Annotated in this window: 8 protein-coding genes and 1 pseudogene; 5 read left to right on the top strand and 4 right to left on the bottom strand. The window is 41.3% G+C overall.

The genetic code is table 11. From position 1 onward, the window contains the following. Positions 1 to 17: 17 nt before the first annotated feature. The 5 genes from DWX62_RS11875 (at position 18) to DWX62_RS11895 (ending at position 8,506) form a co-directional block, all read left to right on the top strand. Complete coding sequence (locus tag DWX62_RS11875) at positions 18 to 2,540, top strand: glycoside hydrolase family 2 (RefSeq protein WP_040312738.1); 2,523 nt, start codon at positions 18 to 20, stop codon at positions 2,538 to 2,540. An 8-nt stretch (positions 2,541 to 2,548) separates the two neighbouring features. Continuing rightward, complete coding sequence (locus DWX62_RS11880; protein ID WP_007560917.1) at positions 2,549 to 3,757, top strand: family 43 glycosylhydrolase; 1,209 nt, start codon at positions 2,549 to 2,551, stop codon at positions 3,755 to 3,757. 26 nt (positions 3,758 to 3,783) lie between these two features. Next, complete coding sequence (locus DWX62_RS11885; protein WP_007560915.1) at positions 3,784 to 4,734, top strand: family 16 glycosylhydrolase; 951 nt, start codon at positions 3,784 to 3,786, stop codon at positions 4,732 to 4,734. Between the two features lie 180 nt (positions 4,735 to 4,914). Next, on the top strand, positions 4,915 to 7,242 hold the full coding sequence (locus DWX62_RS11890; protein WP_120172849.1) for a hybrid sensor histidine kinase/response regulator: 2,328 nt from the start codon (positions 4,915 to 4,917) through the stop codon (positions 7,240 to 7,242). Further along, positions 7,223 to 8,506, top strand: coding sequence for a sigma-54 dependent transcriptional regulator (locus DWX62_RS11895; protein ID WP_007560909.1), 1,284 nt, complete (start codon positions 7,223 to 7,225; stop codon positions 8,504 to 8,506). Before DWX62_RS11890 ends, DWX62_RS11895 begins: the two co-directional genes overlap by 20 nt. 3 nt (positions 8,507 to 8,509) lie before the next feature. Here the strand turns inward: DWX62_RS11895 and DWX62_RS11900 are convergent, their stop codons facing one another. From DWX62_RS11900 to DWX62_RS11915, 4 genes and pseudogenes are all read right to left on the bottom strand, one after another. Further along, positions 8,510 to 8,923, bottom strand: a complete 414-nt coding sequence (locus tag DWX62_RS11900; protein WP_025018816.1) for a hypothetical protein — start codon at positions 8,921 to 8,923, stop codon at positions 8,510 to 8,512. A gap of 294 nt (positions 8,924 to 9,217) precedes the next feature. Further along, complete coding sequence (locus DWX62_RS11905; RefSeq protein ID WP_007560906.1) at positions 9,218 to 10,453, bottom strand: TraM recognition domain-containing protein; 1,236 nt, start codon at positions 10,451 to 10,453, stop codon at positions 9,218 to 9,220. 4 nt (positions 10,454 to 10,457) lie between these two features. Continuing rightward, positions 10,458 to 12,110 (bottom strand): group II intron reverse transcriptase/maturase, encoded by a 1,653-nt coding sequence (ltrA, locus tag DWX62_RS11910; protein WP_120172850.1) that lies wholly within the window; start codon positions 12,108 to 12,110, stop codon positions 10,458 to 10,460. Positions 12,111 to 12,749: 639 nt separating this feature from the next. Continuing rightward, positions 12,750 to 13,670 (bottom strand): annotated as a pseudogene (locus DWX62_RS11915) (YWFCY domain-containing protein); the annotation flags it as partial. Positions 13,671 to 13,729: the final 59 nt, after the last annotated feature.

Genomic DNA, 13,729 nt, shown 5'->3' on the forward strand with positions numbered 1-13,729 from the left:
ATGTAAAACCTAAGATTATGAGAAATAAAAATCTTTTAGCTTTAATAATCCTATTATCAACCCTAAAGGTTTCAGCATCTGATTCAAATGTTGATTTCAATAAAGATTGGAAATTCGTACTGAAAGATTCTGCTCATTATTCATATACTTCTTATGTCCCTGGTGATGAATGGAAGAAAGTGAACCTGCCACACGACTGGAGTGTTGGTCTGCCTTACGACTCCATCTCTGGCGAAGGGTGTGTAGCTTTCCTTCAGGGAGGAATAGGATGGTATAGCAAATCATTTCCCACAACAATCAGCGCAAATCAGAAATGCTATATAGTGTTCGATGGAGTATATAATAATTCTGAGTATTGGATAAATGGCAAAAAACTTGGATATCATCTTTCGGGATATGCTCCTTTTTATTTTGATGTCACAGACTATCTCAATCCCAATGAGGATAACCGCATGACTGTAAGGGTCGACCACAGCCATTATGCCGACAGCAGATGGTACACCGGTTCAGGTATATACAGGGATGTGAAAATGATTGTAACCGACAGACTGCATATTCCGGTTTGGGGAACATTTGTCACTACTCCCGTGGTTACTGATAAATATGCTAAAGTAAACAACCAAATTACCGTGCGCAACAGTTACTCTGAACCCAGAACAGCTGTTGTTGAGATAGTGTATAAAGATAATAAAGGCAATATCGCAGCCTTTGAGGTCTTCAGTATAAAACTGAATGCTGGTGAGGAGAAAATTATCGACATCGTATCGGAGATAAAACAGCCGGATTTGTGGAGCGTCGAGATACCAGTCCTCTATACAGCCGAGACCCGTATTAAGAATGGCGATGAAGTCATTTCTGAAAACACTGTCAGGTTCGGTATACGAACATTCCACTTTGATGCAGACAAAGGTTTCTTCCTTAACGGAAAAAATATGAAGATAAAAGGAGTATGCCTGCATCATGATGCCGGTATAGTTGGCACAGCAATGATACGCGATGTGTGGTACCGACGTCTGAAAACCCTTAAGGAAGGAGGATGTAACGCCATCCGCCTTTCGCACAATCCGGGAGCGGATGAGTTTCTGTCTTTGTGCGATGAGATAGGTCTTCTGGTCCAGGAAGAGTTCTTCGATGAGTGGGATTATCCCAAAGATAAAAGGCTCAATATGAAGGAAACGGTAGAAGACTATCCTACTCATGGTTATTGTGAGCATTTCCAGGAATGGGCTGAAAGGGATTTGAAAAACGTAATGAGGAGAAGCCGTAATCATGCCTGTATCTTCCAGTGGAGTATAGGTAATGAAATAGAATGGACTTATACCGGATGCCGTGAGGCAACAGGTTTCTTTGGAGCCGATTCCAACGGTAATTACTTCTGGAACCAGCCTCCATACTCTAAAGAAAAAATCAGAGAAATGTGGAAAATCCAGCCTAAACAAGCATACGACATTGGTCGTACAGCGCAAAAATTAGCAGCATGGACACGCCAGATGGATACTACACGAGTGGTTACCGCCAACTGCATCCTGCCTTCCATAAGTTTTGAGACAGGATATATCGATGCACTTGATGTGGCTGGTTTCAGCTACAGACGCGTGATGTATGATTATGCTAAGAAGAATTATCCTGACAAACCTATAATGGGTACAGAAAATCTTGGTCAGTGGCACGAATGGAAGGCGGTGATTGAAAGAGATTTCGTTCCGGGTATGTTTATATGGACAGGAGTCGATTATCTGGGAGAAAGTGGAAGCCGCCTTTCAAGATGGCCTCAAAAGTCAATAGGATGTGGTCTCCTGGATATGTGCGGCTATGTGAAGCCTTCGTACGACATGATGAAATCATTGTGGACTGACAAGCCTTTTATTGCTATATATTCACAGACTCCAGACAAATCTTCGTATCTCCAGGTAAAAGATGGCTTTACTGATAAGAAAGGACATGAATGGGATAGAAGATTATGGGTTTGGGATGATGTAAACTCTCACTGGAATTATCAGAAAGGTGACTCGGTAATAGTAGAAATATATTCCAATTGTGATGAAGTGGAACTTTTCGTTAACGGCAAGTCGATGGGAAAGAAGTATATAGACGATTTTGAGGATCATATCTATAAATGGGCAGTTCAGTACAAGCCTGGCACTATTACCGCAAAAGGAAAAAATAAGTTAGGTAATACCACTACAGCTATAAGGACTTCAGGCAAAGAACATTCGATATTGCTAGCGGTTGACAAACAAAGTATCGCAGCAAATGGAAAGGATGTTCTGCATGTCACAGCCCAGCTTACAGACAAAAAAGGTAATCCTGTAAAGACAACAGAACAGATGCTTAAGTTCAACATCGATGGAGAGTACCGTCTGTTGGGTATAGACAATGGAAATGTAAAGAACGTATCTCCATATCAAAGCAAGGAGATTATGACATATCAGGGAAGATGTATGCTGATGCTTCAGTCAACAGAAAAAACATCGGTACTGAATATCAGTGCAGAAACAAGTGAATTACAGTCGAATAAACTAACAATTAATATAAAATAAAGTCTAGTATGAGAAAAATTATTTTTGCAGCCGGCATGATGTCGCTATTGGCAGCATGCGGAAATACAGGCAATACACAGACTATTGCCGTTGACGACACTCAGAATTATGATGAGCGTAAGGCCGATTCATTGGGAATACCTAAGGGAAATAAGTTAAGTGCAGCTATGAAACGTGCCATGAAATGGGAAAATCACGACAATAAATGGTTCTTTGAGTATAAGATGGAACCACTTAAAGGTGATCTTGCTTATGAAGAGGGCGTAGTAAGAAGAGACCCGAGTGCAATGCTGAAAATAGGTGATACATATTATGTGTGGTATTCAAAGAGCTATGGACCTACCCAGGGATTTGCTGGAGATATAGAGAAAGATAAGGTTTTCCCGTGGGACAGATGCGATATATGGTATGCCACATCAAAGGATGGATTGACATGGAAAGAGCAGGGAATTGCAGTGAAGCGTGGTGAAAAGGGTGCTTACGACGATCGTTCTGTTTTCACTCCTGAGGTAATGGAATGGAAAGGAAAGTATTATCTTTGCTATCAGGCTGTAAAATCTCCTTATACAGTCCGTGTTAAGAATACTATCGGTATGGCATGTGCTGATTCCCCCGAAGGACTGTGGACCAAGACAGACAAGCCAGTACTGGAACCTTCTGATACCGGCGAATGGGAAGGCGATGAGGATAACAGATTCAAGGTTGTATCGAAAGGCGATTTCGACAGTCATAAGGTACACGACCCGTGTATAATACCTTATAATGGTAAGTTCTATATGTATTACAAAGGAGAACGTATGGGAGAAGAAATAACATGGGGTGGTCGTGAAATCAAACACGGTGTGGCTATTGCTGAAAATCCTATGGGTCCGTATGTGAAATCGGAATATAATCCTATTTCAAACAGTGGGCATGAAGTCTGCGTCTGGCCTTATAAAGGAGGTATAGCTTCTCTTATTACTACCGATGGTCCTGAAAAGAATACACTTCAGTGGTCGCCTGACGGAATAAACTTTGAGATAATGTCTGTAGTAAAGGGTGCACCACATGCCATTGGTCTGAACCGTAGTGCAGATGCCGAAAAAGAACCTACCGAAATATTGAGATGGGGTCTTACTCATATATACAACAGTTCTGATTACCAGAGTATAATGAGATTTTCTACTTGGACATTGCAGACACATACTGCTAAGGGTGAATCAAAAGAACGTAAATAAATTATTCTAATTTAAATTAAGATACCATGAAGAGAAAACTGTTTACTATTTGTTTAGCATCGTTGCAATTTGCATGTGCAGCAGAAAATTTAAATAATAAATCATACGAGTGGGACATCTATCCTGTACCAGCTAATGCTGGTGACGGTATGGTGTGGAAACTTCATCCACAGTCGGACGACTTTAATTATATTGCTGACGAAAAGGATAAAGGAAAAGAGTTCTATGCCAAATGGACTGATTTCTATCATAATCATTGGACAGGGCCTGCTCCTACAATATGGCAGAGAGACCATGTTTCCGTTTCAGACGGATTCCTTAAAATCAGAGCCAGCCGTCCTGAAGATGTCCCTCTAAAGAAAGTTGTAAGCGGACCTAACACAAAGGAACTCCCGGGAACCTATACAGGATGTATTACATCGAAGACTCGTGTAAAATATCCGGTTTATGTAGAAGCATACGCCAAACTTTCAAATTCAACCATGGCATCCGATGTATGGATGCTTAGCCCTGATGATACTCAGGAAATCGATATTATAGAGGCATACGGTGGTGATAGAGACGGTGGAGGTTATGGTGCCGACAGACTTCACTTAAGCCATCACATATTCATCCGTCAGCCATTCAAGGATTATCAGCCAAAGGATTCAGGTTCATGGTATAAGGATGACAAGGGAACATTGTGGCGCGATGATTTTCATCGTGTTGGAGTATTCTGGAAAGATCCTTTCACACTTGAATATTATGTAGATGGAGAACTCGTCAGAACTATAAGCGGTAAGGATATTATTGATCCCAACAACTACACTGGTGGCACGGGGTTGGTTAAGGATATGGACATCATAATAAATATGGAAGACCAAAGCTGGAGGGCCGTTAAAGGTTTAAGCCCTACGGATGAGGAACTGAAAAATGTGGAAGATCACACTTTCCTTGTCGACTGGATAAGGGTTTATACACTGGTCCCAGAAGAATAGGATTTTTATAGTTTATATCGTAATTTAATAAACACTTCATATATTCAACTTTTTCATTAATGAGTTTCAGTTGTAATATGAAGTGCTTTTTTATTGCTTGAATTTGAAATAAATATTTGAGAATGATATATACTATGACTAGTTAAATATATAAAATTATGATGTCAAAAAATCAATAGAATGTTCCTGATGACTTCATTATTGCGTAAAAGACTATTTATTGGATATTTTATTACTGGATTTATAGTCATAAGTATGGTTACTGCGATGATAAATGAACGTTGTCGGTTAAAAGAACTTAAGAATCTGATAATTCAAATTAATGAAGCTTATGAGAATTCCAATAAAGTTCATTTGTATATTACTAAGTTGGCAACTTTAGGTGAATCGGTTATAGCATGGGATGAGTCTGATTATAACATATTTCATAATCACCTTTTTAAAACAGATAGTGTTTTACTTGAAATTAAATTAAGGAGTGGTGATTTTTTATGTCCGGTTCAAATTGATTCTTTACGGGGATTGCTTAGAACGAAAGAAATGTACTTGTTTCGAATAATGAAAGCAATCCAATTTGCGAATAAATCTGATAGTATTCTTACTAATGAATTGCCTATAATAGCTACTCAAACAGTAAAAGTGAAGACAACAACTCAGAAAAAGAAAGGAATTGCCGGATTATTTGGAAAGAAGGAAAAGATACAAGTTCCCTATATTACTAATGAAATACAAGATTTTAATAATAGATTGGTTTCTGCCAGAGATTTGCGAAACAATCAGATTGAAACCTATGTGGATAGCCTGCGTTTGCATAATAGGATGTTAAATCAGAAGTTATATGATTTTGTATCGTTTTTAGATAATCAGGTACAGTTGTCATTTACAGAACGAAACTCAGAGGTAACAGAAGTCAAACAAGAATCCTTCCGATTATTTATCGTAATGATGAGTATTGCGGTTTTTATAATATTAATTTCATTTTTAATTATACAATCAGATTTACGTAAAGAAGAAATAATTAAAGCCAAATTACAACAAGCTATTCAGGAAAACGAGAATTTGCTTGATATGCGCAAGAAAATCATCCTGACAGTTTCACATGATATTAGAGGCCCACTTGGTAATATCCATAACTGTGCCGATCTAGTATCGGAAACGCGAGAGAAGAAAAAGCGTGAAATATATTTAGATGACATCCGCCATTCTTGCCAGCACGTCTTGCATTTGGTCAATAATCTGATGGATGCTTACCGTATTAATGAAGCTGGAGATTTACATAATGATATACCTTTTTATCTTAACCGTTTTTTAAAACGAATTTCAGATGAGTTTTCTCGTAAAGCGACTTCAAAAGGTCTTATTTTATATTCTGAACACAAAGGATTAAATGTAACTGTAAAAGGTGATGCGGACAAACTCGAACAGGTACTGGCCAATCTACTTACAAACGCTATCAAATTTACTTCCAGAGGAAACGTCAATTTTCATACTGAATATTCAGAGGGAAAACTTCGGATTGAAATTAGAGATACCGGTATAGGGATGGACGAGGAAACAATGAAAAGAATATTTGCTCCATTTGAGCGTGCCGCACAGGATGTCAATTCTGAAGGTTTTGGTTTGGGACTTTTTCTTACCAAAGGATTAATTAAGGTTTTGGAAGGAAAAATGGATGTGGAAAGTACACTCGGTAAAGGAAGCGTATTCAGGCTGGAACTTCCTTTGCCTGAAACGGATGAGTTAGTTGAGGAAGACAAATCGGACCATAATACAATAACTATATTGCCTAAGAATGTTCTTGTAGTGGACGATGATCCTATACAACTGAAAATAGCAGAAGATATGCTCGGGCGCAAAGGTATATCCTGTAAAACCTGTAAGAATGCACGTGAAGTAGTGGCCGCTCTTGAAAATTCTGAATATGATTTGGTCTTGACAGATGTACAAATGCCTGATACTGACGGATTCTGTTTGTTAAGATTGCTTCGCAATTCGGACATCGGCAATTTTAGAACTGTTCCAGTAGCAGTCATGACTGCCCGTGGTGATGGAAATTCCGGAATTTATGAAAAAGAAGGATTTGCAGGCTGTATTCATAAACCGTTCAATATCCACGGACTGCTCGCTTTTTTATCCACCATTGTATCTCGTACACAAGTTTCAGTTTCCGGAGATTTTGATTTTTCCAGTTTACTGGAGAATACGGATGATTATAGTCATATGCTTTCTCTCGTTGTTATGGAATCTGAAAAAGAACTGGAGGAGATGGAATCTGCTGACAGGATAACCGACCGTGAGACCATGAGAAAAATAATACACCGGATGATGCCTGTATGGGAAATGCTCGAGAAAGATAATATTTTACGTGATTTTCAAAGAATATTGCATGACAGTGATAGCCAAAACGAAACTGTTCATGAACATGCAATACAAATCATGGAGTGGCTTAAAAAATTAATAGAAGAAACAAAAAAGGAACTGAAGAAATATGAAAATCCTCATAGTTGAAGATAATATGATACTCTGCGGTATGATTGAAAAATGGTTGCAAAAAGCCGGTTACGAAGTTCTAACCGCAATGGACGAGCCCGGAGCACGTAGTATTCTGAAGAAAAACGAAATCAATCTTGTGTTGGGAGACGTACGTCTGCCGGAAGGAAATGGTATCAGCCTTCTGGAATGGATGATGCGTTCTAATGTGGAAGTTCCATTTATTGTCATGACAGATTATGCCTGTATCACGGATGCGGTCCGTGCCATCAAGCTCGGTGCTAAGGATTATTTGCAAAAGCCTGTTCATCAAGAGCAACTGATAGAATTAGTACATAGCATGCTTAAACAACCTGTTATTGTACGTAAAGAATGTTCTTTTGTTGAACGTACCAGTGAAGCAGCAAGAAAATCCGCTTCACTGGCTCGTCGTGTGGCACCGTCGGATCTTTCTGTTATGATATTTGGTTCGAGTGGAAGCGGTAAAGAGGTGATAGCCCAGATGATACACCGTTATAGTGACAGACGTGACAAACCATTCGTTGCCGTCAATTGTGGAAGTATACCTAACGATTTGCAGGCTTCTGAATTTTTCGGTGTAGTCAAAGGAGCTTTTACAGGAGCTGTTGCTGATAGGAAAGGACATTTTGAGACGGCCAATGGAGGAACCTTATTCCTTGATGAAGTTGGTAATATGCCGTATTCCATGCAGATTCTTCTTCTACGTGTCCTTCAGGAAAAGGAGTTTAATCCGGTAGGAAGTGATAAAGTGAAACATACGGATGTACGTATCATTTCTGCTACCAATGAGGATATGAAAAAAGCGGTGGAGGAAGGTCGCTTTCGTGAGGATTTGTATTATCGCCTTGCAGAACTCGAAATTGTTCAACCGCCATTAAAAGATTGCAAAGACGATATTCTTCCGCTTGCCGAATTCTTCAGAAGAGAACATTCCTGTAGAATCCGTGTCAAGAATGAGGGATTTACCGAAGAAGCGAAAGCATGCATGCTGGGATATGACTGGCCTGGTAATGTGCGGGAATTGAACGCAAAAATCAAACGTGCGGTAATTGTTGCGGATAATGTATTATTGGATGTTTGTGACTTGGGACTGGACAATGTAGATTGTAGTGACAATCCGGATATTCGTATCATTCAGGAAAAGGAAAAGATACGAAACCTGCTTGAGAAAAATCATGGTAATGTCAGCAAGACAGCAGTGGAACTCGGTTGCAGTCGTACAGCCCTGTACAAGAAAATGAAGAAACTTGGTCTGAAGTAATCTTTATTCTTTAAGGCGGTATACCAGTCTGCATACATTGTTTCGGAATGTTTTGGACTCACGCAAAGTCCATTGTCCGAATTGAATCTTTCCGGTTATGTTTTTCCCGCTTTTGTATGATATTGGAAGCAGGTAAATGACCAGTTCATCTGCGAGTCGGAAGAGAAATACACCACCCACATATTCTGCACTTTTTTCATCTTCTACCTTCATGAAAAATGTGCAGTCTTTTTCATGTCTTTCCTTGGCATCCATCAAATCAAGCATACCGTAATGCGGATACATGTTAAATGTAGCCCGCTCTTCCCAATAAGGGAAACCGTTCCGGTCTGTCCTGAGCCATTCCATCAGTTCCTCATTTTTATCCGGTAGAAATCCGTCCAATGTGACGGGCATAATAATCTGTACTTTTGCCATACCTCTGCTTGTTAAAAATAAAAGCATGAAACCCATGCTTATTTCGAACAGAGGCTCTGACAAAGCCCAACACAGAAACTCGCATGGGCTCACGCTATAAGGTATAGCATAAGCCTCACGCAATAGCCTCCGTGTTTTTGAATTTGTCAGATTCCTGTTCGAGACATCTTGCGACTTATGTATATAATCGACGGAAACATCCCGTAATCCGCCGTTATGTTCTATTTCAATTTCAAAGATAAGGAATGTTCCCTGAAAATCAAACTGATTCAGGATTTATTTGTCATTCTGTATCTATTCAGCTTTTCTTTTCTCCTCTTCTGCACTTTCTATTCCCAGCCGTTCACATAGTTCCGGGTCGCTCTTGATACGTTCCATCTCATCGTTGATGATAGCCTGTGCATCCGCCTTTATCTGGTCATAATTGCGCTGTATCTGTTGGAGCATGATGTCATTTCCTTCACTGTCCTTGAACCTGTTGATAACCGGGATTTTTTTATAAGCCTTTTCTTCCGCACTTACTTTGGCATGGTCCACGATAATTTCCGCATGGAAAATCTTTTGGTCGATTTTCTCACCGAAATTATCCGATACGGAACCGACAAACGTACCCTGTGAGAGGTTGGAAATTTTGGATGCTGGAATCAGTGAGTCCAGCTGGGTGTTGATAGATGTAGAGACATCCTGACGGTTGATGGATATGGACTGCCGTTTCTGCAAAATCTTTCCGAAGCGTTCGGAAAGTGTCTTGGCCGTTTCGCCGACCACCTGACCGCTGAATATGTTGCCGACTGTATTTTGAATCACCTTGCTTTCCTTTTCACCGTAGTCACGGTTAAGCTGGCTGAAGTCCTGGAATCCCAGACAGACCGCCACCTTGTTGGAACGTGCCGTTGCAATCAGGTTGTCCAGTCCTCGGAAATAGATGGTAGGAAGCTCGTCTATAATGACCGTGCTTTTAAGCTGCCCTTTCTTGTTTATCAGTTTGACGATTCTGGAATTATACAGTCCGAGCGCTGCGGAATAGATGTTCTGTCGGTCCGGATTATTGCCCACACAAAGGATTTTAGGTTCCTTCGGATTATTGATGTCCAGAGAAAAATCATTGCCTGTCATGACCCAGTACAGTTGTGGAGAAATCATTCTGGTAAGCGGAATTTTCGCCGAAGCTATCTGGCCCTGAAGCTGGTCTTGTGCCCCACCCTTCCAGGCATCCATGAAAGGAGAAAGGTAGTTCTCCAGTTCCGGATAGGAAGTCAATATGGTAAACAAATCAGAATAAGGTTTGTTCAGCAGTTCCACGGCATGAGGGAAGCTGCAATAGATACCATTTTTGTATATTTTCAAATACCAGATTATAGCTGCCAAAAGGATAATAGGAGACTCTACAAAGAAGTCACCCTGTTTTTCAATATCGGGTAAGTCAAGGGCATTGCTGCCCCCTTCTCCCCTAAGAACCGTACATGAGAGTTTCCCCTCATACGGCTCAAGCAACTCAATATTTCTATTTGTTGTTAGAAATCGGCTCATACTTTCAACATTTTCGTTTATTTCGCTTGTAGCAGTTGTTGTGGACAAGTTGCCGTACAATCGAACCATCAACAGATATTTCGTTGACGTTCCATGCTTTTGTACAATCTATTTCCTTGCCACATAACGGACAAATCCGGTTCTGCTTGTTCCATAAATATAAGAGAGACTTACGTCCCTTGAGAGATTCCAGCATTTGTTGCTCCTTTCGCTGAAAGAAATAATCATCGTATTCCGGGTCGAAGGGGTTTGCCTCACCTTTGATTTGCTTGTACGGGGTATAATGTATATCCGACAACCTTTTAAGGGTCAGGTAGTTCACTTTCTTGCTCTTGGTTTCATATTTCCATGCAAACGTCCATTTACGCCCCCGAATTTCATGCCAATATTTGTCTGCAACCCAAGACTTGCGTTTCTTTGGATGGCGACGTAAAGCCCATTTCTTCGTGAGATTGTAAATGTGATTGTCACAACCATGAAAAGCATCGGTTGATGCACCATATCGGTAATAGTTGCCCCAACCTGTGATTACAGGATTAAGCATTCGTATCAGCGATTCCTGCTTACACATTTTATGTCCTTTAACGATGTCACCGATTTTTGCCCTGAAGCGTTTCTGTGCATCTTTGGACGGGGATGTGTATAGCCTTTTGCCAAACTTCCTCACATTGAAACCTAAGAAATCAAAACCGTCGTATATGTTCGTAATGGTAGTTTTCTCTTCGGATAAGGTCAGCCCTCTTTCTTTGAGAAATTCTATCACGATAGGTTTGACTTCGTTTTCCAATAGCTCCTTATCTCGACCTGTGATTATAAAGTCATCCGCATAACGAATAAGGTTTACCTTGTAGTGGAATGTCTTATTGTTGCGCCATAATCTTTTGAATCTTTCAGCCAAGAGTGGTTGAAGTCCGTCAAGTGCTATATTTGCAAGTGTCGGTGATATGATACCTCCTTGTGGTGTACCCTCTTCTGTCGGGAATAGTTTGCCATTGAATACAGCTCCACATTTCAGCCATTTTCTGAGTATCGTCTTATCCATAGGGATATGATTAAGAAGCCAGTCGTGGCTGATATGGTCGAAGCAGCCTTTAATGTCTCCCTCCAAAATCCATTCGGGGGAATGCTGGCGGTTTAGAACCGTATCAATCTGACGGATAGCGTCCATTGTCCTGCGTTTCTTGCGAAAACCATAAGAAAAGCGGTCGCCTGTCGTTTCGGCTATCGGTTCCAATGCCATGAGATATAATGCCTGCATCGCCCTGTCTTTCATTGTCGGTATTCCCAACGGTCGGAGTTTACCGTTCTTTTTCTTGATGTGAACCCTACGAAGCGGCTGCGGATTGTAACCACGACGTTTCAGTTCACCGATTGCTTTGTACTTGCGCTTGGGAGAATCCCAAAGCTGTTTATCTACTCCAGACGTTTTCTTCCCTTTGTTGGAAGTAACCCTCTTTACCGCCAATGCCTTGGCGTAAAAAGAGTGGATCAGCATCCACTGCAAGGCTTTCACCTTGTTATGTCTGCCTTCCTTTTGAGCCTTTACAATACGCGCTTGTAGCTTTCGGACATGGGCTTCACACTTGGACCAGTCCATGCCGTCCCAAGTTAGATTCCTACTATCAGCAGGCGCACACGATGTTTTAGTTTCGTTCATTTGCTTTCCTCCTTTTGAAAGTTCTAAAAGTTATCTTGTAAAGAGTTACCATATACGGAAGTCTGCCCACTTTCGTGTCGGATGATGTCACCAATAACAACCCGTGATGTTGATTCAATCCGTATCCACCCCATTACAGGGTGGCATTCGCTTTTTCCGTTATCTCATACCTGCACCCCATTCGGCTTGCCTTGCGGTTCGCTTACTCGCATTCTTACGAGAGAGATACAGGCTTGCCCTGTTCCACGTAATTGACAAACGGATAGTTTAGGTTCTGCCAAGTCCGCCGGCAGTGCTGTGTCCGTGTAACCCCAACATGGGCAAGGGTTATCCGACTGCTTACCTTTTGGTGAGAGCTAAAGTATCTTGCGCTCCTTCAAACCTTACGACGGCTAAAGTCAGTTCACTTACGTTAACCATGCTATCCAGCCTCGCCACTCAACGGTATGATACTAACCGTCCTTGACATTCCCTCACGGTTCAGTCTTGTCCTTTCGGAAAGTGTACTTTGTCCTATAAGCTTGGCACAACCCATCACTGGAGATGCACCTTATAGTAGGCTACCGCTGACGGAACAGCGGGTTAAATCATGCAATTAATATTGCTGTCTAACAATCAATTACGTGACTTTACAGGTCACACCCAGGTCTTGTTCAAATTTAACATGATGGTATAGCTTGCTTCGTATGCGTCAGATATGTCTGTCATGAACTCCGGATTGATGGGATTGCAGCGGTGTGAACGGTGCGGATCATCAAAATTGATGACGTAAAAATGCGGTTTTACCTTATATTTGTCCATATTGTGCAACAATGTATTATAGGCAATGGTTGAAAGGTCATCGAATTTGTAATCATAGATATATACACTGAAACCTTTGGAAATCATCTGTTTGATGTAGTTGTTCACCACTGCGTAGGATTTACCGGAACCCGGTGTTCCCAATACGATGGTCGCGCGGAAAGGATTGACCACGTTGATCCAGCCGTCGTTGAGCTTGCCGCCATACTGGAATCTGGTGGGCAGATTGACAGAATATTCATTCTCCATCAGCCTTGTCTCCTGCATGAAGGATTCGTTTTCCATATTGAACACATCCTCCATCAGGTTATGCCTGTAAAGCCTGCTGATCCACAGTCCCGCCATGAGCAGGCATAGATAACCGGCTGCAAGTGTCACCACATACAGGGCAGTAATCGCTTCGTGTGGAAAAGGCAGGTCAAGCAGCCACCAGTTCATGAAAAACAGAACCGCCCCGGCAGTGAGTACCGCCCATATACGCTGCCATGTAATCTTCTCACCCTTGACTCCGATAGTACCCATACAGGATATGGCCAGCAGAAGCACTGCCATCAGTTTTGTCCAAAGGATACAGCCGAATATACCGGTTGTCCTGTCAAAGTTCATCAGTATCCGGTCTATGACATCCAGATTCAGATGCCAGGCACTCATACTGGGATAGCAGTATACATAAACGTGGACTACCAGAATAAAAATACTGACAGCCCTGCCGAATTCCATAATCTTGGCAAGGGCTCTCAAATCGTCTTCCTGTTGCATAATGATGTAGATGATTGTGGGGGAATCCGTTGTTCCCCCTGTTGTTGACTCATTTTGAT

This window comes from Bacteroides sp. AF20-13LB, assembly GCF_003603065.1.
Taxonomy (GTDB): domain Bacteria; phylum Bacteroidota; class Bacteroidia; order Bacteroidales; family Bacteroidaceae; genus Bacteroides; species Bacteroides uniformis.